This is a genomic window from Nostoc edaphicum CCNP1411 (genome assembly GCF_014023275.1).
Lineage (GTDB): Bacteria > Cyanobacteriota > Cyanobacteriia > Cyanobacteriales > Nostocaceae > Nostoc > Nostoc edaphicum_A.
Genome location: NZ_CP054698.1, coordinates 5,969,751 through 5,993,216, shown reverse-complemented (window position 1 = coordinate 5,993,216; position 23,466 = coordinate 5,969,751). Strand labels below are relative to the sequence as shown.

Sequence of the window (23,466 nt, the reverse complement as noted above, 5' to 3'; positions counted from 1 at the left end):
TAAATATACAGTTATTTGGCGGATAGAAATCAGGATTTCCCACCCAGAAAACAAGGAAAATAGAGATATTCAGTTAATTGGTGTTTGTTTATACTATTTCAAAATTTTGTAGTCGTTATACTCATAACTTAGGTTCTACCTGGGAATTAGGAAGTGGCTTTGCCACTTCTTTTTATTAATATGGTAGCCCAGTAAAAAATAAGTTAAAAGTTAAAAGTAACTTTATTGAACTTTTAAACTTTATTAATTATAATCTTTCATAAAATATCTGCTATCCATACATTGGAGGGACGTATATCTGTACGCCCCTACAAACGATTAATTTGTTGCAAAGATTTTTGACAATGGTATGATATGGTATCTGTTTAATTGACCAAGCACTCTGATGGAATTCTGGTCATCTAGACATGATGTTAAGTAAGTCGGTGGGAACAAACCAAATTATGTTACGAAACTTAAATAGGCTTAAAACCATTATCAATGATCAATAACCAATGACAAAGGACAGCCCCCACCAGTTAGCTTTAATTGCGCCGACTTACTTAGTCATTACTCATTGTATCTTGCCATCTTTCACGCTTGGGCTTGCTCTCCACATCGCGCGATCGCCCTTCTTTCCAAGTTACCCACATTAGGGATTGCTGTTTTTCAACATGGTTAATAAACTGCATAATTGAGTGATCTGCTTTGATGGGAGTTTTCAAATCAAACTGAATTGTTTGGAGAATCTTAATATCACCCATGAGAAAGTACTTAGCTGCAATCTTAGTCAGCCATAGCATAACTCTATTGCATAACAAACCAAAAATTCCTTTACGTTTTTTAGTCATCAACAAAACTTGACCTTCAGTTTTTCCCCCTTCGTAGAGGCGAACTGCAACCATCATGTGGACATGGAAGAAATCGGGGCCAAGTGTCACAATGCCAATGCTACCGTACCAATAGCAAATACTATAAGTTATGGCATTTTTGTAGAAAAGACGGATGAGCTTAATGAAAAAGGAATTGTCTTTGATGGGTGTAGTATTACTGAAGATAATAGCATTCTCGTTCAGTTCCTGTCTTTCAAAAACAACTTCTATTGGCAGTTTGTGAACTGTATTGAGGTGTTGAGCATCGATGGCATTAATCATCACCACATTGGGGTGACAATTCATCACAAAATGAGAATGGATGGCGACATCACACTCTTTTTGTTCCAACTCTGGAACAAAAGGTAGAGGTTGTTGTGGTATTTCTCCAGTCCAAACCCAAATCATCCCGTACTTTTCAGCAGTGGGCCAAGTTTGTAACTTTAGCGAAAGCGGCGTATCTAAACATGGGATATCAATACACATCCCTTCAGCATCAAACTTCCAGTGGTGGAAAAAACAACGTAGTGCATTACCCTCAACTTTGCCTTCAGCAAGGTGAGCGCCCATGTGTGGACAATAGGCATCAAGGGTAACTACTCTTTTGTCTTTACCACGGTAAATTACTAATTCTCTGCCCAAAATCGTGATAGGTTTTACTTCACCCACCCGCAGATTTTGAGAGGGTATTACCCAATACCATCCCTCAATAAAACGCTCTGGATTATTGAAAATTTTAGGTTTACGGATTGAGCTAGAAGTCTGCGAGTTGAGATTCATTTTATGGTTTCACTTGAAGTGAAGCAGTTGATCTAGAAGTAACATGCGAACTAAAAAAAAACAGTTACTTTCAGTACCATGACAAACAGTTACCTAATCAATAGATAAAATCAATAAGGTATTATTTTGAGTATTTATTATCAAAAACATCAAATTTATACTAGGTAAATATCAGCTTAGATCAAAAAATATCCATCAATGATGGATATTTGAAAAATTAAAACTTAGTAAAATCTCTAGTCAGATAAAAATTTTAACTACTGATATAAATATTTTTTTAAACTCTCAAATACAAGAGGTAATTTATAAATTAAAAATAAAATTTATGTAGGGTGTGTTAGGCGCTTGTTTCGATATAATTGGTCACGAAAAAGATAATTTAATCGACTAACGCACCGCTACATAACACGGTGCGGTAGGCTAAAGCCATGTCACACCCTACTTAAAATTTGCTTTATAAATAGTCTCCAAAATATGTAATAATAATTACAAGAGTTGGGAAATCTACCGTGTTAGCTCAAGATAAAAAACTGCTTTTAATTGGTCAAGTAACAGATTTAACTGGAATCCCCATCAGAACAATTCGTTATTACGAGAGTTTAGGCTTAATTAATTCATCAAGACGAACAGAGGGAGGCTTTCGCCAGTTTTCATTGGATGTGCTAACTCGTCTAGCATTTATTAAAAGGGCACAAAATCTTGGTCTTAGCCTAGAAGAGATTGGAAATATTCTTCAGGTTTATGATCAAGGACAAACTCCCTGTGGTGAAATTAAAGAAAAGCTTGAAGAGAAGGTATTGCAGATTGATCAGCAAATTGATCAGTTGTTAACTTTACGCTCTGAAATAAAGGGATTGCTTTCAGGCTGGAAGAATATCAGCGATCATCAGGAAAATGAGAATACAATCTGTCCCATCATTCAAAAAACTAGTACTTTGTCAAACTAGTTTTTAGTGTTTTTAGTAAGGACTTTAATTCTTAGAAAACAAGGACTAAAGTCCTTACTACAAACTTGTTTACCCATAAATTGAAACTTGAGATACTACTAGTACCGCAAGACGGAATTAAAAATTAAAAAATAAAGCAATTTCTTTGTTCCTTATTTAGGACTCAGGACTTTTATAGAGAAGAAACCACCACAATTCTAGTCCGATAAAGGCTAAACCAGCGATCGCAACACCGACTTTCAAGCCCAAAGGTTGCTCGATGCGCTGGAATTGGCTTGTTTGCTCTGATGAGTGGGCTGGCATTTCTGCTAATGTTACACCTGATGTTCCAGTGAGTAGCACTAAAGCTATCAGGCTTCCCCAAAGCATTTTTTTACTGAACATTTGCTAAATTACCCTAAAATTGTGAGATAGTTTTTGGTTGAAAGTTACGCAATCTGAGGGCATTACTAACGACAGAGAGCGAAGAAAGAGCCATCGCAGCCCCGGCGATAATTGGATTTAGTAACCAACCAAAGATGGGAAACAGAATTCCCGCCGCAATGGGAATACCAATGACGTTGTAAATAAAGGCAAAGAAGAGATTTTGCCTGATATTGTTGATGGTGGCGCGGCTAAGTTGAATCGCTGTGACAATTCCTTGCAAATCTCCTGAAATTAAGGTGATATCGCTAGCTGCGATCGCTACATCTGTTCCCGTACCAATGGCAATTCCGACATCAGCCTGTGCTAGAGCTGGGGCATCATTTATCCCATCACCTACCATTGCGACAATTGAGTGCTGAGTGCTGAGTGGGGAGTGGAGAGTGGGGAGTGGGGAGTTAGGAGTTAGGAGTGAGGAGTTATGAGAATTCTTTCTCTGTGCCCCTCTGTAACCTATTTCCCCTTGTAGAGATTGGATAATTGCTGCTTTCTGATCTGGACGGACTTCGGCAAAGATTCGCTCGATGCCAACTTGCAGAGCGATCGCATCAGCAGTTTTACGATTATCTCCGGTGAGCATTACTACTTCTAAACCTAACTTCTGTAATGCTTTCACCACTGCTGTTGATGAAGGTTTAAGGGCATCGGCAATACCCATTATTCCTTGTAGTTCGCCATCTACAGCAATCAAAATGACTGTTTTACCAGCCGCTTCCCAGGCATCTTGATACTGCTGGAGACTCATGGTGTTAATTCCAAGTTCTGTTAACCAGCGTTGTGTACCAATTTGCACAAGCTGATTTGCAACAACTGCTTGGACTCCACTACCTGCATTAGCTAGGAAGTTCTCTGCCTCTGTTAAACTCACTTCTTGAGACTGAGCATATTTCACAACCGCTTCAGCTAAAGGATGTTCAGAATTTCGTTCTACTGTTGCTGCTAACTGTAAAAGCTTGATTTCATTACCATTAGCTGTGCCGTTGACAGTTACAAAGTCTGTAACTGTCGGTTTCCCCTGAGTCAAAGTGCCAGTTTTATCTAGAACGATAGTTTGAATTTTGTGTGCTAATTCTAAACTGTCCGCACCCTTAATCAAAATGCCATTTTCTGCACCTTTACCCGTCCCCACCATTACAGAAGTGGGAGTAGCTAAACCTAAAGCACAGGGACAAGCGATAATCAGTACACCCACCGTTGTCATTGTTGCTAGGGTGAGGTTGCCAGTGAAGTTAAACCAAATGACAAAAGTGGCGATCGCAACGGCAATCACAGCTGGTACAAACCATCCTGTCACCTGATCTGCCAAACGCTGAATAGGTGCTTTAGAACCTTGTGCTTGTTGCACTAATTTGACAATTTGAGCCAAAAACGTATCATTTCCGACTCGTGTCACCCGAAACTGAAATGCACCTGCACCGTTAATCGTCGCTCCAATTACCTCATCTCCCGGCTGCTTTTTAACTGGCAAACTTTCACCAGTCACCATCGCTTCATCTACCGTCGAACCACCTGCAATCACTTCGCCATCTAGGGGAATCTTTTCACCGGGACGCACCAAAATTACATCGTTAATTCTGACTTCGGCGATGGGAACATCAATTTCCACACCATCACGGATAACTCTGGCATCTTTGGCTTGCAGTCCGATGAGTTTACGGATGGCTTCAGAAGTTTGTCCCCTAGCACGATTTTCCAGTAACCGCCCCAGCAAAATTAAGGTAATGACAATGGCGGCAACTTCATAATAAATATGAGGTATCAAACCCTGAGCAATAAAAAATTTCGGGAAAACAGTTACAAGCAAAGAATATAGATAGGCTGCACTTGTACCCAAAGCAATCAGCGTGTCCATCGTCGCCGTATGGCGCTTGAGGGATTTCCAGCCATTCCGATAAAAAGATCCACCACACCAAAAGACGACGGGTGTTGTCAGCACTAACTGTACCCAAGAATTTTGCAAGAAGCTTGGAATTAAGGGTAAGTTCAGCCCAGTCATCATCGGCAACGACCCCAAAAGTAGGAAAATGCTGATTACACCTCCCACCATTACCTTGAGAAAAAGTTGGCGTTGTAATGCTTCCCTACTCGCTTTTTCAGCATCATCTTCTTCAGAGAGCAATTCTTCCTGGAGTGAGTAAGAAGAGTATCCCGCAGATGCGATCGCAGTTTGGATTTTCTCCAAATTGGCTAAAGAGCGATCGTACTTGATGGTAGCTTGTTCTGCTCCAAAGTTAACGTTGCAGTCCCTTACCCCAGAAACAGAGCGAATTGCCTTTTCGATGTTGTTGGCGCAAGCGGCGCAACTCATGCCTCGAAGTTTGAGTGTGAGAGTATCCATGTTGGGGATTGGGGATTGGGGGATTGGAGACTGGGGATTGGGAATTGGGGATTGGGGATTAGGGATTGGCATTGGTTATTTACCCAGTACCCATTACCCAGTCCCCAGTCCCTAGTCCCCTTAAGCAACTGGATAGCCAGCAGCAGCCAATGCTTCCTTAATTGTTGTTTCTGATGCTTGAGTTTCTACACTGACAAGCTTGGTTGTTGGATCAGCCTGAACACTAGCATTAGCATCAACTGCCTGAAGTGCTTTGGTGATGGTGCTTGCACAAACAGAACAAGACATGTTAGGAACCGTGAGTTGGAGAGTCATAGATTTACGGGATAAAATGAACAACCTAGCCAAACCAAGCTGGATGACTGAGGGACATCTGTCAACAGTCAGAAATAACTGGAAAGAGAGTCGCCTTGAATTTATCCTAGACTCTCTAGCCGGCTAGAGAGTCTAGAGATTTTTAAAAGTTTTTCGTTAAACTTCAAATCTCTTTACAAGCTTGGTTTAGCCGAGTAACCGTTGCCCATCAAAAATACAACGTACTACAAAACACTTGTCATCCGCTGAAAGTGTGTGTTATTAAGGCTATATAACCACATTAGTCAGAATTAACCTGTTGTTATTCTCAGAATTGTAGAGAAAACAACCCTCCGCACCACTTGAGACGCGGCTGCTGAACCCAAGTCTCCTCATTTTTTCACAACAAAGAGTCTTTTTTAAGACTCTATTTGGAGTTTTCATGCAGCCAAAAAATCTGAAGCGTCTCTTGCGTGCTTTAGAGCGGCAAGGTTTAGATGTAACTTATAACAATTGCACTTATTCAGTTCGTCTAGTTAATTCTCCTGATGCCCCTGTAGCAGAAGTGTTACTACCGGAATATTTTCCCGTAGAAGCTAAGGCACTGAAGCAGTTAGCGAATTTGGCAAGCGTCCGCCACCCCTCAGGTGGATGTGTTTGTCGTGCCTGTGCCACGCCTGACTTTCACCCAGGTGATGCGGGTGTTGCCATTGGTTCAGTCGTAGAAACTGTGGGTCAGGTCATCCCTGGTGCTGTCGGTTCTGACATCAATTGTGGGATGCGCTTGCATGTTGCTGATTTGACAATCGACGAATTTCTGGCAAAGCGTGACCAATTTGTAGAACGTATGAAGGGGGATTACTTCTTCGGTACGCGTGATGTGACGATGACTGCTCACGCAATGCGATCGCTATTTCAATATGGAGTTCCCGGTTGGCTGGATATCATGCTAGATAAGCCTACGGGGAGTGTGGTCAAATCTGATTTGCAACAACTTGCCCAAGAGAGCGAACGCATTTTCTTGGGTGGTTCAATGGATGGTAACTGGAAACTAGCGCCTGAAGAATTAGTTCCCGATACTGGACTAGTACGCGATGGCGGACTGGCAACTATTGGCGGTGGTAATCATTTTGTAGAAGTGCAACGGGTTGATAAAGTCGAAAATCGCACACTTGCCCACGCTTGGGGAGTGCGCGAAGGACAGCTAGCTTTTATGATTCACTCTGGTTCTCGAAACGTGGGTAAATATATTGGGGGAATGTGGCGAGATAAAGCTAAGGCGACTTGGCAAAAAGGTCTGAAATACCCTGAGTCTCAGATTTTTCCTCTCTCTACTTATTCTCACCCCGAACTAGTCGCCAGTTACCTACAAGCTGAAGCCACTGCTGCTAACTATGCCTTTGTCAATCGCCTGCTGTTAGCAGAATTGCTACGTCTGCGTTTACGAGAAGTATACAAAGATGTTGAAGCACCTCTAGTTTATGACTTGCCGCATAACATCACCTTGCCACAACTTGAAGATGTAGAGACGTTGTACACAAAATCTCTCCAATCTAAAATCCAGAATCCAAAATCCAAAATTGAGAAGTGGATAACACGCAAGGGCGCTTGTCCCGCCCATCTAGGGCAACCAGTGATTATCCCAGGTTCAATGGGTGCTTATTCTTATCTGATGGTGGGTAGAGGCAATCCAGTATTTTGTAATTCGGCCTCACATGGGGCAGGAAGAATTCATTCTCGCTTCGACCTCAATCGCAGAGGTGCATCTGAAAGTGAGGCAGAACTGGGATTAACTGGGGTAGACTGCATCACCCTGCGTCAAGAACGCCGCATTGAAGAAGCACCCGCTGCTTACAAACCAATTCAGTCTGTGATTGATGTGCAGGTTCAGGCAGAAATGGTTGATGTTGTGGCACGGTTAAGTCCGGTGTTGACGTTTAAGGCGTAAGGGTTGCTACGCAGAAAAGTAGAGACGCGAAATTTCACGTCTCTATTTTGGTTTTATTGGTAGACATCTCCAGAAATTAAATATGCGTTATCCAAAATCTTGTAGAGCAGCAAAATTCCACGTATCTACATTCCTTTTGGAGATGTCTACTTTACAGCTAAGGGACTTCCAAATAAAAAAATACTCAACTACTTCTTGTGGAGTAGGGACACGAGCGCCCATAGCCAAAGGCGGGGAAGGTGCCATTAGTGTAAACTTACGCCCAAACCTCTGTCAAAAATAAATAAAGTTCAGTTTTTTTTATATTGTCTTGGCTATAGACATGATACATGATATATTATACAGGGTTAAAAAGTTAAAATTACTTAAGTAAACGTTTTAAATGTTTAAAGAGTCGCAACATATCTACTTCAAACCTCTCCCCCACTCCTGAGAGGCTTTGAAACCCACATCCCTTCAATAGTTACCAGCTATACTTTTTAAACATCCTCAAACACTTACTATGGCAGGCAGGTTTTTGTTATGGAGGTAAGTAATACTGTAAAAAATCACAAAAATGCATATTTAAGGAATCCGTGGAGCCGCGATCGCACCCAATAGAGTGAGTAAAATTAGCTCTAGCAATGCTTTTAGTAAAGTCTAGTTCACGATATAAGCTATCTACAAGAAATCTTTAATCATAGCTTATATATACACCAGCATACTGAATTTCAAAAATAGATTAATAGCAATTATGAGTCCCATGAAAATTACTATGTTAGGCGAAAGCTTAGAGCGCCAAGGTGGAATAGTTTCTGTGGAAAAACTCATTCTTGAAGAAACTACATCTGATATTCAAATTACACATATTACTACTTTACCGAATGGTTCTACTGTCCATAAGGTGTTAGTGTTTTTGCAAGCAATAGCTAAGTTAGCTTGGAACTTATTAAACCAGAAAACTGACCTAATTCACATTCATGTTTCTGATAGAGGTAGTGCTTTTCGTCACTCAATTACTACTATTATTGGTTGGCTATTTCAAAAACCAGTAATTATTCATACTCATAGTGCTGATTTTCATTTGTTTTACTCTAAACTTCCTCAATTGCTTCAGCAGTGGCTCAGTTGGTCATTTCGTAAATCTACCCATTTTATTGTTTTATCAGATAGCTGGAAAAAATTCTATATTGAAAATCTTGGTTTGAAGTCAGAGCAAGTTATAATTCTCCCTAACCCGGTAAAAATTCCCGTACAAATTCCACAGAGGATAGATTCCAAGCAGATATTTTTCTTATTTTTAGGGCGCATTGGTGAGCGCAAAGGTGCATTTGATTTAATTAAGGCATTTGCTTCTATACCTGCTGCTCAACAAAGCCGAGCAAAGTTAGTTATGGCGGGGGATGGAGATGTAGAAAAAGCTCGCAGTTTGATTCCAACTTTAAATCTTATTGACCACATCACTATTCTTGACTGGGTAGACCAAGAAAAACGCGACGAGCTTTTAACTGAAGCTAATGTATTTGTGTTGCCTTCTTACAATGAAGGTCTGCCTATGGCACTACTAGAAGCAATGAGTTGGGGTTTAGCAGTTATCACTACCGCAGTAGGAGGAATACCCGAAATAGTTACTCAAGACCAGAATGGTTTATTAATTAATCCGGGGAATATTCAACAATTATCAGAAGCAATGCAATCCTTAATTACAGATGAAAATCTGAGAATATCTCTGGCAAATAATGCACGAGTCAGCGTTAAACACTTGGATATAAAGGATTATTTTGTATCTTTGAAATGCATTTATGAAGCAGTTCTAGATTGAGAGCCTTCTTGATCTAAAGATAGGCAGTTTCTTTAGTTATATAGCTACCCTTGTAGTTAAGGGATTTATGCAGTCTATTAAATACTGAACTTAAAAAATAAGCAATTCATACTCTAGAAGGATAGCAGGTATTAAAAAGTATGGGATTAATATTATTAACAATTAAGGGGATGCTCAAGTCAGTAGTACCGCAAGGCGGAATTAAAAATTAAAAATTAAAAATTAAAAATGAAGACAGTGTAAGGGTTTTGTTGATTGGGAATGGGTGGTTTATTTCTGCCGTGCTGTACTAGTTTTATTGTTCATCTTTTTTTCGATCTAGTGTGTTCGCTAATAAATGAGGTTTAGAAATGAAAACTTTTCCTGAAGTAAAGTTACTTGACACAAGATTCCATAAAGTTAAAGTGCAAGAATTAATGGATTATTTAATAGAAGCAGCAAAAAGCAAAAAAAAGACAATTGTAGAAAATGTGAATATCAAAGCTATGAATTTAGCATACGAAAAGTATTGGTATCGAGATTTTTTGAATAAGGCTGATTTAGTGTTTTGTGACGGATTTGGTGTATTGCTAGGAGCTAGATTCAACGGTTATTCAGTGCAATCTGTACATCGCATGACAGCACCAGATTACATAGAAGATTTAGCATTAAAATGTGAAAGAGAAAACCTTTCTTTATTTTTGTTAGCTGGAAAACCGGGCGTAGTCGATAAAGCAATTACTAAGTTAGTAGCAATTGCGCCTAATTTGCGTATAAAGGGACATCATGGTTATTTTGATAAATCAGGAAAAGAGAATGATTTGGTAATAGACAAAATTAATAAATTTAAACCAGATATTTTATATATTGGTTTTGGTATGCCGTTACAAGAACTCTGGATTTTAGATAACTTCAATAAAATTGAAACGACTGTATTTTTACCTTTAGGTGCTTGTCTAGATTTTTATACTGACTCTATATACCGCGGCCCACGTTGGCTAACTGATAATGGACTTGAGTGGTTAACACGCTTAATTACTGAACCTACCCGTCTCTGGGATCGTTATATTGTAGGCATTCCATTATTTTTTTATCGTGTACTTAAACAGCGAATTACTCAAGCAATGCTCACAAATCGCTGAGTAAATTTTTTCGGTTTTCCAGTATTAACTATAGGATTCCTCTTTGATTTTTAAAAAGATACGTAGTGGCGTGACACAGCTAAAATAGTGCATTAGCTTTGCCAGACCACTACCTAATTTTGTTCAAAAATCAAAGAGGAATCCTATATGCTAAATTAATAGCTGAAATTCAATGTTATCAGGCTAATAATATAATTTATGATGAATATCATAAGTTTGATTTTTTTACCTTTCCATTAAATTTTTGGCATATTGCTGAAGAACCATTTTTTCTAAAATCAACTGATCGCGTCGCTAACGCTTCACTATCTAGCGTCGTATGTTTCGATGGTTTCCTAATACCCAATTCCTTTTGCAAAGCTGGCTTCAAGTATACGTTTCGTAAAAAAGTTTTGTTTCTTGTATAAATTTAATCATTATTTGTCTTCTTTCTTAAGTAAATCGATAGCAAAAGTAAAAGCTAAAATTAAACTAAACTTAAATAAATAGCCAATTTAAGCCGTGTCTGGTGCTAATAGCAATCAAAAAAACCTTTTTACCCATTTACACAGGTAAATCCAATCAATAGAATATGGATCGTCGGAATTTTCTAAAGTATGTCACTTTAGCAGGATCTAGCTTTGCCTTAACTAGTTGTTTTCAAGGTAGAAATTCCAATTTACAGCCGGATGTGTCCCTCTCAGCGTCACCTATGGCGGTAAATGAACCTCTGAAGGTGGGATTTGTTTATATGGGCCCTGTAGGTGATTTTGGTTGGACTTATGCCCATGATTTGGGTCGCAGAGACATGGAAGCCAATCTCCAAGATAAGGTAAAAACTACCTTTGTCGAAAATGTCAACAAAGGTGCTGACGCTGAAAGGGTGATTCGCCAACTAGCATTAGATGGTAACAAGTTGATTTTTACAACTTCCTTTGGCTACATGAACCCAACAATTAAAGTTGCCAAGGACTTTGGTGATGTTATCTTTGAACACTGTACAGGATACAAGCGTGCTGCTAATGTTGGTACTTATTTGGGACGCTTTGAAGAACCGCGTTATTTAACCGGTATGATTGCTGGCAAGATGACAAAATCAAATGTAGTTGGTTTTATTGGCGCATACCCAATTCCAGAAGTAATTCGAGGAATCAGTGCATTCACTCAAGGAGTGCGGCTAACAAATCCCCAAGCAAAAGTTAAGGTACTTTGGGTACAAAGTTGGTACGATCCAACTAAAGAAAGAGAAGTTGCTCAAGCTTTGGTCAATTTAGGTGCGGATGTACTGACACAGCATACCGACTCTGGTGCAGTTGTCCAGTTTGCTGAGGAAAAAGACATTTATGCTTTTGGCTACAACACTGATATGAGTAAGTTTGGTCAAAAAGCTCACCTGACATCACCTATTAATAAATGGGGCAAATTCTATACAGATAAAGCTTTGGCTGTAATGAGTAACACTTGGAAGCCTCAAGATGTTTGGGATGGTATTGGTGAAGGGATGGTGGATATTTCCCCGATGAATCAGGCGATTCCATCTGATGTGCAACAACTGGTGAATGCGAAGCGTGATGAGTTTATTCAGGGTACTGCACATCCTTTTGATGGCCCAGTGAAAGATCAAAAAGGGATAGTGCGAGTGTCAAAGGGTAAGGTGTTGGATGATCGGGGACAATTGGCGATGGATTGGTATGTTGAGGGAATCGAAGGATCAATTCCCAAGGACAAATCCTAGCACTGCTCAAAAATCCACAATACTAGGGTTTCTCTTTATTAATTTTTTAATTTAGTTATATCCCTCTTCTGTCACTTTCCGGGAAAGTGATCGCTAGAAGCCTCATGAGGCAATCAATACAAGCTATACTATTAGAAAAAAATAGGACTTGTATTTGTTATTAGAAAATAATCGCGCAATCGCTTGTTATACAAAAGCTCTAGATTTTAGAAAAGGCAAATGTTTTCGGAGAGTGACAGAAGAGGGATATAGCGGTTCTCGCTTAAGTGAAGTACATTCCAGTGCGATACATAATTGGAGCATCTGGCATTGTCTACAGCCTAAGTCTGACGCTTTTGAAGGTGGCTTACTCTTGCCTCCTGAATGATGTTGTTAAATTAGCAGCAGCAGAGTGATCAACTAAAAACTTTCTTCAAATTTTCTGGCTGTGTTACCGCTAAATATTGAGCCGACATTTCCGGTGTGAGTAGTTCTATCATGACTTTGTTTTCTAACCAGAACTCAATAACATCAAAAAAAGAGTCGCGGTTACAACGTAATACTCTCCAACCTTCCCGTTCGCCAATCAACTCAATTTTTTCCTGACTAGAAGAAACCGAGACTGCTGCATGAGTAGCTGTGAACCCAGAAGGAGTAACATTTTCTGCAAATATACACTGCTTATCTCCTTCACCAGGTATTAGCTGAGTTTCTAATGGATAAACTTCAATTCCTGTTCCATGTTCGTCAAGGGGAAAAACCATATAGCTACCTGGGTGGGGGAAAAAGGGAAAAGCTTGCCCATTCAAGACTTCAGCCAGAACTTGGGCAACGTGCAGGGGATTTTGAACAGAAATTGATATGTGATGAATCATACTTAATTACCCCTTACCCCATAATCATGATGGGGTTTCTAAATTTTTTGTTTTGTGGAGTGCTTATCTTCCACGAGAGCTTGATCACTTTTCACCCCATTTCCATTGATTTATGCAAAGAGTAAAATAAATTTTATTGAAAGCGGCGGGAAACTTCATCCCCGGACTTCATGCCGCTTCTCTGCGAAAGGCTGCGCCAACACTAATCACAGCTACGTAGACTAAGGTGCTATAAATCATGTAATACATAATTGATGCTTGTATTACTCTGAAAGATTTCAAAAATGAAATGACGAAAGTAATGTGTAGAATATTGGCTAAAAAAAATCGACTTTTTCATCAGAACAATTAGCTCTAACCGACTCAGAAACACTTGATGTGAATCTGACTTTTCACGTCATGTGGAAAAGTCCACGGAAAATCTAACTTCCAAACCAGTAATTCAAAGTCTCTCTCCTTGCAGGAGAGAGATTTAGAGAGAGGTTTTCCAGATACCGTGAAAAGTTAGGATGTGAATAAGCTATTATTCTCAACGTGACAATGAGAAATTTTTTTACAGTCAGAGTAAAAATATATTATATGTTTTTCACTAATTGGTCATAAAAACACATTTTTTATAACCAATTAACTCAAATATCTAATCAGTATTGACTCTAGTTGGACTATCCGAATAGGCTTAACAAGGTAGTCATTTACATTCCCTGGTAGCTTGCTAATTTCCTCTTCTAAAGGTTCGCTAAAGGTCATCATTACAATTGGCAAATCTTCCCAAGAAGGCTCTTGTCTAAGGATATTCAGCAAATTCAATATGCGAACATCCTCTGCTAACTGGAAATCAAAAAAAACTAAATCTGGTTGGAGGTTTTGCACCTGTTTCAAAAAGTCGTTCCCATTATCTATCCACTTGACTTGGTAGCCAATTGTGTGGAGATAATCTTGCAGCACTGTGGCAGTATTTTCTTCTTCTTCCACAAGCAAAATGGTTTTATTTGTGGGGATGATTGAGGAAGAGGAAGACAAGGAGGACGAGGAGGACAAGGTAAAATTTGCGCCCTCATCTCTCGGATGGACTGGATTTGGTAGAAACAAAGTGAACTGACTACCTTTTCCCAAAGTCGATGTTACGGTAACATCTCCACCATGCAAACGCGCTAATTTGCGCGTTAAAGCTAAACCCAGTCCAGTGCCTTCATACTGCCGATTTAGCTGACTGTCAAGCTGTTTAAACGGTTCAAATAGAAATTGAAAATGATTTGAGTCTATACCAATTCCAGTATCTGAAACTGTAAATGTTATCCCTTGCGGTACTTTTTTGACTACCAGTGATACCTGACCTACTGGGGTGAATTTAATAGCATTAGTGAGCAGGTTGAGTAGCATTTGCTTGATGTGCCGCTCATCAGCAATACAAATATCCGCTTCTAGGTGAATTTCATGTGTGAGTTGCAATCCCTTTTCTAAGGCGCGATCGCGCACTGTCCATATGACATAATTACACAAATCTGACACTGGCAAAGGTGACAGTAACAGTTCCTCTTTGCCTGCTTCTACCTTCGATAGGTCAAGGATATCGTTAATTAGTGCCAGCAGATGTTCACCACTACTATATATACAACTTACATATTCGTTCTGCTTTTCATTGAGAGAGCCAACTATTTCTTGTTGCAGTAACTGTGACAAACCCATAATCGCATTTAGAGGCGTCCGCAACTCATGGCTCATGGTTGCTAAAAATTCACTTTTTGCCCGACTGGCGGCTTCTGCTGCTTCTTGGGAGGCACGCAGTTTTAACTCTGTTTGCTTACGTTCAGTAATGTCCTCAATCATCGCTAAAAAAAACTCAGGTTCACCATTGCTGCCTGGTATAACAGAAACTGAGATATGAGTCCAAACTAAGCCACCATTTTGATGCCGGCAGCGTCTTTCCATCTCAATCCGATGTCTTTCAACAAGCTGTTCCTGATGTTTGGAGGGTTGTAAGTCATCTCTCGAAGTTGTCTTTAAGTCTGTGCGAATTCCTAACATCAGTTGCTTGTAAAGTTTTAAATCCCCCCTTTCTATGGAAATGTAATCTGTAAACCGCTTGCCGTATAAATCTTCTCGGCTGTATCCTAAAATCTCGCACAGCGCCAGATTAGTATCGACTATCTGCGCTTTCATATCTATAAGTCCAATGCCGATAGAGGAACGCTCAAAAATCGCCCGAAATTGTGCCTCACTCTGTCGTAGTGCTTCCTGCACGAAGTTTCGCTCACTCGCTTCTATAGCCATTGTCACGAAATCTGCAATCGAGCCAGCAAAAGTCTCTTCCTCCAAAGTCCATTGGCGACTTTCGCCTATGTGTTCGTGACACACTACGCCTACCAAACGACCCTCTAGCCAAATCGGTGCATCCAGTAAGGATGTGATGCCCAAAACGGAAAGATAAGACTCGGATAATTCTTGGGTTCTTGTATCATTTCTGGCATCATGTGCGGCAATGGTACGTTCCTCTTCTAAAGCCTGGAAATAAGCAGGACAATTTGTTTTTAAAAGCCAGTTACCAAAGGTATGCTCTTTAGTCTTTACATCATACAAATCAATGCATTCAATTTTTGAACGTTCTTCATTATATAACCATACCCCAACTCGCTCCACCAAGAGTGTCCGAGCAGCGGTTTCGGTGATTTCCCTCAAAACCGCATTGAGATTACCTTCCTGAAATGTCTTGCTTCTTGCCAGTTCCACCAGAGACTGGCTTTGTTTTCGCCGACTATTTTCTCTGATTCGGAAAGCCTCTTGGGCCTGGTTGTGCTCTGTAATATTTCTAGCTGACACCACCTGCATTAGTTGCCCTCAAGAAGAAATAATTTTGCCTTGCAGTTCTACGGAAAACTAGAACTTTCTTTGTATAACTACAATTACTTGATATGGTTTTTCATAACCGGAAAGTATAATTTTTCTAATCAAATTTTATGATTGTGGATAATGAGTTACGGACTAGATTTTGCTAGTCGCTTCTATTACTTCATATCAGTGGTTTTTGCTAGGTGGTAATTAACATTTTCAAGGATTAAATTATTAAGTAATTCTACTGCTGGTTAGTATAATTAGTGTAAAGTTTTGAATTTGGCACTGGGTCATAAGGATTGGATTTTAGAAAAACTCTTCCCTATCCCTAGTGCTTAGTCCCAGTCCCCAGTTCAATTTCTTGCTTAGTGCTTACTATCAAAGCACCCTTGATTCTCCTAGAGAAAGATGCCTAAAGACTTAAATTTTGCAAGAATTGAAGCAATGGCAGCTTTTGTGGAGGTGGAGCGATGACGAATAGTAATGTGAGAATTGTTTCCCTAATTCCCGGTGGAACGGAGATTTTAGCGGCACTAGGTTTGGTTAATGCTATTGTGGGGCGATCGCACGAATGCGACTACCCTCCAGAAATCCTCAATCGCCCCATTTGTACCCAAGCACGCTTAAATTCCAATGCCTCCAGCAGCCAAATTCACGACGATGTGAATAAATTATTGCAATCGGCTCTTAGTATTTATGAAATCAAAACAGATGTTTTAGAACAGTTACAGCCTACCCACATTCTTACTCAAGACCAGTGCGATGTTTGTGCTGTCAGCTTACACGAAGTGGAAAAAGCAGTTGCTACACTCATTGACAGTAAACCTCAGATTATTTCTTTACAACCCAATATTCTCAAAGATATTTGGACTGACATTGAGCGAGTTGGTAACACCTTTGACGTAGATTCGGTAAAAGTCTTAGAAAATTTAGAAGCTCGTGTCAAAATTTGTCAGCAAAGACTCCAAGGAATTTCTTTAGATGAACTGCCTACTGTCGCCTGTATCGAGTGGACTGATCCTTTAATGGTTGCCGCTAATTGGATTCCTGAATTAGTTAATTTAGCAGGAGGACAGTCTCTATTTTGTGTTACAGGTCAGCCTTCTCCAATCTTGTCGTGGGAAACACTGTTAACAACCAATCCAGATGTAATTATTTTTATGCCTTGTGGCTTTGATTTAAATCGCACTCGCCAAGAAGCCAATTTGTTATTAACTCAAGGTTCAGGGTGGGAAAAATTACACGCTACCCAAGCTGGTAGGGTCTATATTACTGACGGCAATTCTTACTTCAATCGTCCAGGGCCGCGACTGGTAGATTCTCTAGAAATTTTGGCAGAAATTTTGCATCCAGAAATTTTTCAATACGGCTACAAAGGAACCGCTTGGGAACGTTTGTAAAGAAGAATTCAGAACTCAGGAGCGGAGCCGGAGACGCTCCGCCTCCGGTCAGAATTCAGTAGGAATTCGAGTTGTTTCAAGCCTTGGCGGGTTCCAATACCCACAAGGAGTAATTCTGATTCCTGGATTCTGAATTCTGAATTCTTGTTAAGGTGTTTGTTCAGAATCTGCTGATGGTTCATTGTTAAATAACAGCAGGCGTGCAGCGAGAATGGCAAATCCTACAGCTGCGATCGCTTTTAGGACACGCGTAGGTAATAATTCGGCTACTGCACCCCCAGCCAAAGATCCTAACAGACTTGTCAACAGCAATGCGCCTGCTGCACCGAAAAATACTGCACGTGGAGAATTACAACGCCCTGAAAGTGCGATCGCCGCTAGCTGACTTTTGTCACCCAATTCTGATAAAAAAACTGTAATAAAACTCAGTCCTAAAAGATGCCAATCCATATTATTTAGGGGAATGGGGAATGGGGAGTTTTTCTAATAACCAATGACCAATAACCAATGACCAATGACTAATGACAAATGACTAATGACTAGTAAATACATCCCAAAACAGCATTAGCGAAATCATCAATAACATCACGCCGGCTGATTTTTCTACAGTTTTTGGGCTGAGTCGGCTGGCTATCCAGCTACCTAAAAGTACACCTAATAAGCTGGTGGTTATCAGCGCCGCCGCAGATCCGATAAATACCACCCACGGCGAATGAGATTCTGCACTCATTAAGAGGGTGGATAACTGAGTTTTATCTCCAATTTCTGCTAGAAAAATGGTTACAAAAGTTGTACCAAAAACTACTAGTGCTGATTGCTGCTTTTGAGGACTATCAGCAACTACAGGTTGAACGATCGCAGGAGTCAAGTTCAAATCAGTGCTGTCTTTCAGTTCTAGCTTGATCTCAGTCTGAGATATGCCAGAAATCTCCAAAGGTGCAGAGTCAAGTTTCACAGGCAGTAGTTTTGTTTCTAGGTTGCTTTCATATTTCTATCATATTCTCAGATTGTTGTAATAAATTGCAACTACATACAAAAAAAAGGATGGTGGAAGTGTCAAAGTCCAACAGCTTTGTCGAAGCGTAGTATTTCTAAACTGCGATCGCCATAAACCCCTTCTATTTGTTGGCGACAGCAGTCAATGGCAAAATCATTAACTTCTTCTGGTTCAACTCCATACATATCTTGAAATACTTCTGTTTCCACGCGACAGAAGCGAGGACGATTGGCGTAGACGCGACATTCTCGCGTGGTGTGGTCGAAATTAACGCACCATCCCCCTTCGCCTACCATGCTGAGGTAGAGTTCTAGTTCTGGTGGTGAGAGATAGTCTTCCAAATCTGGACGCTCTGCTGGATCGAGATTACAGCAGGCTCCACATTGCTTTATACATTGCCAAGTTGACATTTTGGATTAGGGATTGGGGAGTGGGGAATGGGGAATGGGGAATAGGGAATGGGGAATTGAGGAAGGTATAAACAATGCCCAATGCCCCATTCCCAATCCCCCCATTTTACGTTTTTATGTCTTTTCTTATAATTTTGTTAAGTAAATTAAATCTAACAGGCCATAGCCAGATATGATCAATTGCGGGATTTGTAATTAAGTTATTGAATTTTTTAAAACAATTAAGAGGAGAAAAGGAAAAATGTTTGACGCTGTGTCTGACTTGTTTAACGCTTTTCTAGGTATCAATTGGGAAGTTATTTTCCAATTGCTGTCCGTGGCGCTAATTGTGATTGCTGGCCCAGCAGTGATCTTTGTGCTGGCATTTCGCAACGGCAACCTATAAGAGTGCTGAGTAGTGAGTGCTGAGTGCTGAGTAGAAGAAAATTTTGGAATTTAAAACTGATAACTCATGAATCAGCACTCAATACTGATAACGCTTGAAGGGCAGCTTGGATAATATTGTCATACTGTGGTTGAGAAATATCAACTTCTTTGGCGTTTTGCCTATTAGTTCCTATCAAACCAATTATATGTCCTGGCTGCATGGCTAAAACTTTACCTTCAGAATTTTTAATTCTTAATTCTGCTTCAATACCGTTTTTATAGAAACCACAAGTATACTGTCGCTGATTGTACTCAAAGGTTGTGCTTGATGTGGTTGGTGGCGAAACAAAAAATTGTTGAATCTGAATTGGCAGTCTGACACCGATTAACTCTAGCTCAATGGTGGTGTTACCGTTAAAGTAATTTTCTCGTAGCTTGTAAGCAACATCCACTCGCGATGGTAAGCGGAAATAGTCGCCCCAACGCCAGGCGATCGCTTTAATTCTATACTCTTGATTATCGATAGTTTGGGCAATTGTTAGTTTAATGTGACCCTTACCAACGATTTTTTGCTCAACTACTTGAACATTAGGTGTCCAGAAAACTGGATCGGGGTTGTCCATACCGCAGGGATGTAGAGCATTAAGCTGTTGATAAAGCTGCTGATTGAGATGGTTGAGGTTGACTTCGGCATCAATTTTGAGCAGAGGCTTGAGATGTTGGGGTTCAAGACACTGGTTAGCAAACTCAATCAAACGCGATCGCACCATCTCTAAATTCTCTGCTGGTAGAGAGAATCCCCCGGCTGCTTTGTGTCCGCCAAATTTCCCTAGTAAATCGTGACAATATTCCAAAGCTTCAAACACATGAAACTCTGGAATTGAGCGTGCAGAACCCCGTATGTGTCCCTCATCCTCATAAGTACCGATAAACACGGGAACACCGTAGCGTTCTACCAAGCGGGAGGCGACGATGCCAATAACGCCGTGATGCCAATTAGGTTGAACAACAATTAATACACGATCTTGCTGTAGAGATGTAACAAATTCTGCTTCTACATAAGCGATCGCTTCTTGTTCAATTTGCTGACACATTTCCTGACGAGAAGCGTTGATTTGTTCGCACTGCATTGCTCTTTCCAGCGCCACCCCCATATCATCTGTAGTCAGCAATTCAATCACAGTCTGGGGATTACCAATTCGACCAATAGCATTAATTCGCGGCCCCAAACGAAACCCAATATCTTCAGGCTTTAGCGATTTGGGACTGGGGACTGGGGACTGAAGTTTTTCCTTATCTCCCCCTGCTCCCCCTGCTCTCTCCTCTCCCCTCGCCTGCACTCCACCTACTTGAATCAACGCCTGTATCCCAGCTAAGTTGGATTTGGGTAAATGTTGTAAACCACGTTTCACCCAACGACGATTTACGCCAGTTAAGGGGGCTAAATCTGCGATCGTTCCCAGTGTAAACAGTGCTAGCATCGGCTGGATCAAGCCCTTAGTCGCCCCTAACTGTTGTGCTAGAGACACTGCCAAAATGTAGGCAACACCAACACCAGCAACACCCCGATAAGGTGACGATTCTGCTATTAGTTTGGGGTTGAGGATAGCGTTAGCTGGCGGTAATTTTTGGGGGATATCGTGGTGATCGGTGATAATTACTGCAACACCAAGCTCTCTAGCCCTAGCAACTGGTTCAAACGCAGAGATGCCATTATCTACAGTCAGAATTAGCCCCACACCTTCGCTGTGGAATTCTTCAACTATGCGTTTATTAATACCGTAGCCTTCGTGCATCCGGCTGGGAATAGCATATTCTACTTGTGCGCCTAAAGTGCGGAGACTACGCAAAAGTAGAGCAGTGCTGGTCATTCCATCAGCATCATAATCACCACAAATCGCAATTTTTGTTTGAGAAGCGATCGCATTTTGCAATAACTCCAAACTAATTGCCAAATCTGGAAAATCTTCTAACGGTGAAGGCAAAACTAAAGACTCTGGATTTAAAAATGCTTGTATCTGTTCTGGTGTTTCCATACCCCGATTAATCAACAACTGGCTGACAATCGGTGAAATATTTGTCAGAATAGCCAGCTTTTGGGCAAATTCTGGTTTTTGCGGATAAACTTGCCAGCGCTGATCAGGTAAGCGCCTGCGAGGCTTTGATACTTCAGATACAGCTCGGTCTAGCACAATAAAAGTTAGGAGTTTTCAGTTATGAGTCTTGAATTGAAAGTTGTTTCTTAACTCATAACTAATAACACTATTTGCGATCTAAAACACGTTTATCTTACCATCATCCATAATATACAATGAGCGATCGCCCGGAGAGCGCCAAGTCGGACGGAGTTCTAACCGCAATGTACCAAAGTTAGGTTTCGAGACGATTGCTTGTAGTGATAAACCCGTTTCGCTCCAAAATATCAAAGATGTATTTGGCTCCGTACCCTCTATTTGTTCTAAATTTAATTTCTGCCCTGGACTTAGAGATATTGCACCAGTCCCGGAGGGCTTTTGGATTTTAATCAGGTTTGGTGTGCTATTTACGACTTCAACTCTGATGTGTTTCCCCGGTGTAAACTGAATTGGGCGAGAACCACACTTAGAAGCACAAGTTCCAGCTAAAGTATTGTTGGGATTATTGATTGATGCAACTACAATGGTTGCTGCAACTAAAGCAAATGACAAAGGCCTAAACATAATACACAGTATAACTACTAAACTGAAATATTACTTCAATTTAGGACTATTAAGCCTCAGCATATTTTCCAGAATTAAGCTAATGCAAAGCAATATCAGCCTATTATTCTTTGAAAAGCCAACCTACCAATCAAAAATCAGTTGGTAATCTCCAATCCTGACATTGCTTCTTTTTGAATTTTCATTTCTATCCCGTGAACAGCAGCACAATGAAAAAGATGAGATTCAGTAGTTTCATTAAAATAAAACCAATCTCCTAATGATTCACCTGCCGTAGTAGTGATTTTGTACAGTTTATTTGGCAATAAAGGAATATGGTTAGACATGATTTGATTTTTTATTGATTTGTAATCTGCCTGTCAATTAACTTTTTAGCTTCAGCTAACGCTACTTCATATCCCCCATACGTTTTACCTACAGGTAAAAGAAGCTGTCCATTTTTTCCAAAACTAAAAGTCCAATATTTCTCCCCAGTCATTTTGTCTTCTGGAGTTTGTTTGATTTGTATTGAATATCCTTTGTATTCAGTAATCTCGTACCTGTTTGTCATTTTAGTACAAATGTATCAACTGGACTAGAAAGTAAGGCTATCATTAGCCAATATAAAAGTCAACTCATACATTAATATTTTTTATATTTTCTTTAGAAAAGCATAAAAGATGAGAACCATACCCCGCCCCTGCACACCAACAAGTTTTTTACAGTGTGAATGTAATCGCTGTTAAGGCGGGGCATAGGTAGCCCATCACAAAGTTGGACTGGTGTAAGCCATAATCAAGAAAGAATTAGGAATCAGGAACACAAAAGTGAATCATGCACATCCTATCCCTTCATTATCCCGATGACTTACTTATTACCTCCGGCAAATCACCCCAGGCGTTAGAAGCAGAACTCACATTTTTGCTCGCAGTCAAACTATTTGAGCTACGCCGACTATCCCTTGGTAAAGCCGCCACATTTTGCAACATGAACAAACCCCAATTCATGTATGAACTAGGACGTTTACAAATCCCGGTTATCAACTTAGATGATGACCAAATCGCCGACGAATTGCGCGATGACTAACCCTGTGATTGTTGCCGATAGCAGTCCCCTCATATCTTTATCAATTATCGAGCAACTGGAAATTCTTCCTCAACTGTATCAGCGAATATTAATTCCCCCAGCCGTATGGGATGAAGTAACAGTCCAAGGTGCAGGTTTACCTGGCGCACAAGCTGTCAGTCAACTAACTTGGTTAGAAATTCAAACTCCTGAACCCATTATCTTAGAACCATTATCAATCCTAGTTGATCGTGGAGAAGCTGAAGCTATTGCCTTGGCTCAGTCCACCCCAGATAGTACAGTACTTTTGGATGATGCTCAAGCACGAAGGGTTGCAGAACGCTTAGGAATTCGCCGAATAGGTACTCTTGGCATTTTGCGTAAGGCGAAAAAAGCGGGCTTGATTGTGGAAGTTAAAGTATATATTGAGCGGTTACGCACCAATGGAATTTATATCCGATCTAGCCTTATTGATGCAGTGCTACGGGATGTCGGAGAAATAGACTAATCGAAGATTCAGATAAAACTCAAACAAAATTTTTTGAGTGTTATGCAGCATAGGGTGACTCTCCTACGCATTATAGATTGAGTCTGTAGTGCCGCTATTTTAGTGAGTCTGATATTATCACAAAACAAAACCTTGTACAAAG

22 protein-coding genes are annotated in these 23,466 nt (G+C 40.4%); 9 read left to right on the top strand and 13 right to left on the bottom strand.

The features are described from left to right. Window positions 1-542 precede the first annotated feature (542 nt). Window positions 543-1,631, bottom strand: a complete 1,089-nt coding sequence (locus tag HUN01_RS28005) for an aromatic ring-hydroxylating dioxygenase subunit alpha (RefSeq protein ID WP_181928899.1) — start codon at window positions 1,629-1,631, stop codon at window positions 543-545. Window positions 1,632-2,140: 509 nt separating this feature from the next. On the opposite strand from HUN01_RS28005, the gene HUN01_RS28000 reads away from it, so the two are divergent. After that, window positions 2,141-2,578 carry a heavy metal-responsive transcriptional regulator gene (locus HUN01_RS28000; protein ID WP_181928898.1) on the top strand — a complete coding sequence of 146 codons (438 nt, stop codon included), beginning with the start codon at window positions 2,141-2,143 and terminating at the stop codon, window positions 2,576-2,578. Between the two features lie 156 nt (window positions 2,579-2,734). Here the strand turns inward: HUN01_RS28000 and HUN01_RS27995 are convergent, their stop codons facing one another. The 3 genes from HUN01_RS27995 to HUN01_RS27985 form a co-directional block, all read right to left on the bottom strand. Beyond that, window positions 2,735-2,962: a hypothetical protein gene (locus HUN01_RS27995; RefSeq protein WP_181928897.1), complete on the bottom strand. Its 228-nt coding sequence runs from the start codon at window positions 2,960-2,962 to the stop codon at window positions 2,735-2,737. 13 nt (window positions 2,963-2,975) lie between these two features. After that, window positions 2,976-5,339 carry a heavy metal translocating P-type ATPase gene (locus HUN01_RS27990; RefSeq protein WP_181932846.1) on the bottom strand — a complete coding sequence of 788 codons (2,364 nt, stop codon included), beginning with the start codon at window positions 5,337-5,339 and terminating at the stop codon, window positions 2,976-2,978. Between the two features lie 120 nt (window positions 5,340-5,459). Then, window positions 5,460-5,654, bottom strand: a complete 195-nt coding sequence (locus HUN01_RS27985; RefSeq protein ID WP_181928896.1) for a heavy-metal-associated domain-containing protein — start codon at window positions 5,652-5,654, stop codon at window positions 5,460-5,462. Between the two features lie 421 nt (window positions 5,655-6,075). Between HUN01_RS27985 and HUN01_RS27980 the strand changes: the two genes are divergently transcribed. The 4 genes from HUN01_RS27980 to HUN01_RS27965 all read left to right on the top strand — a co-directional run bounded on the left by HUN01_RS27980 (window position 6,076) and on the right by HUN01_RS27965 (window position 12,217). Continuing rightward, window positions 6,076-7,581, top strand: coding sequence for an RtcB family protein (locus HUN01_RS27980; protein WP_181928895.1), 1,506 nt, complete (start codon window positions 6,076-6,078; stop codon window positions 7,579-7,581). A 742-nt stretch (window positions 7,582-8,323) separates the two neighbouring features. Further along, on the top strand, window positions 8,324-9,382 hold the full coding sequence (locus HUN01_RS27975) for a glycosyltransferase family 4 protein (RefSeq protein ID WP_238845677.1): 1,059 nt from the start codon (window positions 8,324-8,326) through the stop codon (window positions 9,380-9,382). A 350-nt stretch (window positions 9,383-9,732) separates the two neighbouring features. Next, entirely contained in the window at window positions 9,733-10,503 is a 771-nt protein-coding gene (locus tag HUN01_RS27970) for a WecB/TagA/CpsF family glycosyltransferase (RefSeq protein WP_181928893.1), read from the top strand. A 571-nt stretch (window positions 10,504-11,074) separates the two neighbouring features. Continuing rightward, a complete protein-coding gene (locus HUN01_RS27965; RefSeq protein WP_181928892.1) occupies window positions 11,075-12,217 on the top strand; it encodes a BMP family ABC transporter substrate-binding protein in 1,143 nt (380 codons plus the stop codon). A gap of 395 nt (window positions 12,218-12,612) precedes the next feature. On the opposite strand, the gene HUN01_RS27960 is transcribed toward HUN01_RS27965, so the two are convergent. Both HUN01_RS27960 and HUN01_RS27955 read right to left on the bottom strand, forming a co-directional pair. Further along, entirely contained in the window at window positions 12,613-13,071 is a 459-nt protein-coding gene (locus HUN01_RS27960; RefSeq protein ID WP_181928891.1) for a hypothetical protein, read from the bottom strand. Window positions 13,072-13,695: 624 nt separating this feature from the next. Then, a complete protein-coding gene (locus HUN01_RS27955) occupies window positions 13,696-15,897 on the bottom strand; it encodes a hybrid sensor histidine kinase/response regulator (protein WP_181928890.1) in 2,202 nt (733 codons plus the stop codon). A gap of 473 nt (window positions 15,898-16,370) precedes the next feature. Between HUN01_RS27955 and HUN01_RS27950 the strand changes: the two genes are divergently transcribed. Further along, window positions 16,371-17,300 carry a cobalamin-binding protein gene (locus HUN01_RS27950; protein ID WP_181928889.1) on the top strand — a complete coding sequence of 310 codons (930 nt, stop codon included), beginning with the start codon at window positions 16,371-16,373 and terminating at the stop codon, window positions 17,298-17,300. 147 nt (window positions 17,301-17,447) lie between these two features. Here the strand turns inward: HUN01_RS27950 and HUN01_RS27945 are convergent, their stop codons facing one another. The 3 genes from HUN01_RS27945 to HUN01_RS27935 form a co-directional block, all read right to left on the bottom strand. Continuing rightward, window positions 17,448-17,750 carry a TMEM165/GDT1 family protein gene (locus tag HUN01_RS27945; protein ID WP_181928888.1) on the bottom strand — a complete coding sequence of 101 codons (303 nt, stop codon included), beginning with the start codon at window positions 17,748-17,750 and terminating at the stop codon, window positions 17,448-17,450. Window positions 17,751-17,832: 82 nt separating this feature from the next. Continuing rightward, a complete protein-coding gene (locus HUN01_RS27940) occupies window positions 17,833-18,255 on the bottom strand; it encodes a TMEM165/GDT1 family protein (RefSeq protein ID WP_181928887.1) in 423 nt (140 codons plus the stop codon). 101 nt (window positions 18,256-18,356) lie between these two features. After that, the gene (locus HUN01_RS27935; protein ID WP_181928886.1) at window positions 18,357-18,707 is read right to left on the bottom strand and encodes a YkgJ family cysteine cluster protein; all 351 of its coding nucleotides are present in this window, start codon (window positions 18,705-18,707) and stop codon (window positions 18,357-18,359) included. A gap of 241 nt (window positions 18,708-18,948) precedes the next feature. Between HUN01_RS27935 and psb30 the strand changes: the two genes are divergently transcribed. Further along, a complete protein-coding gene (gene psb30 / locus HUN01_RS27930; protein ID WP_099100174.1) occupies window positions 18,949-19,092 on the top strand; it encodes a photosystem II reaction center protein Ycf12/Psb30 in 144 nt (47 codons plus the stop codon). Window positions 19,093-19,156: 64 nt separating this feature from the next. Here psb30 and HUN01_RS27925 read toward each other — a convergent pair whose 3' ends face one another. The 4 genes from HUN01_RS27925 to HUN01_RS27910 form a co-directional block, all read right to left on the bottom strand. Beyond that, on the bottom strand, window positions 19,157-21,265 hold the full coding sequence (locus HUN01_RS27925) for a single-stranded-DNA-specific exonuclease RecJ (RefSeq protein ID WP_181928885.1): 2,109 nt from the start codon (window positions 21,263-21,265) through the stop codon (window positions 19,157-19,159). 81 nt (window positions 21,266-21,346) lie between these two features. Then, window positions 21,347-21,772, bottom strand: a complete 426-nt coding sequence (locus HUN01_RS27920) for a hypothetical protein (RefSeq protein WP_181928884.1) — start codon at window positions 21,770-21,772, stop codon at window positions 21,347-21,349. 137 nt (window positions 21,773-21,909) lie between these two features. Beyond that, window positions 21,910-22,098 (bottom strand): hypothetical protein, encoded by a 189-nt coding sequence (locus HUN01_RS27915; protein ID WP_181928883.1) that lies wholly within the window; start codon window positions 22,096-22,098, stop codon window positions 21,910-21,912. 11 nt (window positions 22,099-22,109) lie between these two features. Beyond that, entirely contained in the window at window positions 22,110-22,322 is a 213-nt protein-coding gene (locus HUN01_RS27910) for a hypothetical protein (RefSeq protein WP_181928882.1), read from the bottom strand. Window positions 22,323-22,585: 263 nt separating this feature from the next. Here HUN01_RS27910 and HUN01_RS27905 point away from each other — a divergent pair, with 263 nt between their 5' ends. Next, window positions 22,586-22,837: a UPF0175 family protein gene (locus tag HUN01_RS27905; RefSeq protein WP_181928881.1), complete on the top strand. Its 252-nt coding sequence runs from the start codon at window positions 22,586-22,588 to the stop codon at window positions 22,835-22,837. After that, complete coding sequence (locus tag HUN01_RS27900) at window positions 22,830-23,324, top strand: PIN domain-containing protein (protein WP_181928880.1); 495 nt, start codon at window positions 22,830-22,832, stop codon at window positions 23,322-23,324. The genes HUN01_RS27905 and HUN01_RS27900 overlap by 8 nt, the downstream gene beginning before the upstream one ends. Window positions 23,325-23,466 lie beyond the last annotated feature (142 nt).

Bases quoted from the DNA above. Each gene is read 5' to 3' on its own strand.
- HUN01_RS27900 (WP_181928880.1), top strand. From the start codon at position 22,830: ATGACTAACCCTGTGATTGTTGCCGATAGCAGTCCCCTCATATCTTTA.
- HUN01_RS27985 (WP_181928896.1), bottom strand. From the start codon at position 5,654: ATGACTCTCCAACTCACGGTTCCTAACATGTCTTGTTCTGTTTGTGCA.
- HUN01_RS27905 (WP_181928881.1), top strand. From the start codon at position 22,586: ATGCACATCCTATCCCTTCATTATCCCGATGACTTACTTATTACCTCC.
- HUN01_RS27965 (WP_181928892.1), top strand. From the start codon at position 11,075: ATGGATCGTCGGAATTTTCTAAAGTATGTCACTTTAGCAGGATCTAGC.
- HUN01_RS27915 (WP_181928883.1), bottom strand. From the start codon at position 22,098: ATGTCTAACCATATTCCTTTATTGCCAAATAAACTGTACAAAATCACT.
- HUN01_RS27970 (WP_181928893.1), top strand. From the start codon at position 9,733: ATGAAAACTTTTCCTGAAGTAAAGTTACTTGACACAAGATTCCATAAA.
- HUN01_RS27920 (WP_181928884.1), bottom strand. From the start codon at position 21,772: ATGTTTAGGCCTTTGTCATTTGCTTTAGTTGCAGCAACCATTGTAGTT.
- psb30 (WP_099100174.1), top strand. From the start codon at position 18,949: ATGTTTGACGCTGTGTCTGACTTGTTTAACGCTTTTCTAGGTATCAAT.
- HUN01_RS27980 (WP_181928895.1), top strand. From the start codon at position 6,076: ATGCAGCCAAAAAATCTGAAGCGTCTCTTGCGTGCTTTAGAGCGGCAA.
- HUN01_RS27960 (WP_181928891.1), bottom strand. From the start codon at position 13,071: ATGATTCATCACATATCAATTTCTGTTCAAAATCCCCTGCACGTTGCC.
- HUN01_RS27955 (WP_181928890.1), bottom strand. From the start codon at position 15,897: ATGCAGGTGGTGTCAGCTAGAAATATTACAGAGCACAACCAGGCCCAA.
- HUN01_RS27995 (WP_181928897.1), bottom strand. From the start codon at position 2,962: ATGTTCAGTAAAAAAATGCTTTGGGGAAGCCTGATAGCTTTAGTGCTA.
- HUN01_RS27910 (WP_181928882.1), bottom strand. From the start codon at position 22,322: ATGACAAACAGGTACGAGATTACTGAATACAAAGGATATTCAATACAA.
- HUN01_RS27945 (WP_181928888.1), bottom strand. From the start codon at position 17,750: ATGGATTGGCATCTTTTAGGACTGAGTTTTATTACAGTTTTTTTATCA.
- HUN01_RS28005 (WP_181928899.1), bottom strand. From the start codon at position 1,631: ATGAATCTCAACTCGCAGACTTCTAGCTCAATCCGTAAACCTAAAATT.
- HUN01_RS27975 (WP_238845677.1), top strand. From the start codon at position 8,324: ATGAAAATTACTATGTTAGGCGAAAGCTTAGAGCGCCAAGGTGGAATA.
- HUN01_RS27950 (WP_181928889.1), top strand. From the start codon at position 16,371: ATGACGAATAGTAATGTGAGAATTGTTTCCCTAATTCCCGGTGGAACG.
- HUN01_RS27990 (WP_181932846.1), bottom strand. From the start codon at position 5,339: ATGGATACTCTCACACTCAAACTTCGAGGCATGAGTTGCGCCGCTTGC.
- HUN01_RS27935 (WP_181928886.1), bottom strand. From the start codon at position 18,707: ATGTCAACTTGGCAATGTATAAAGCAATGTGGAGCCTGCTGTAATCTC.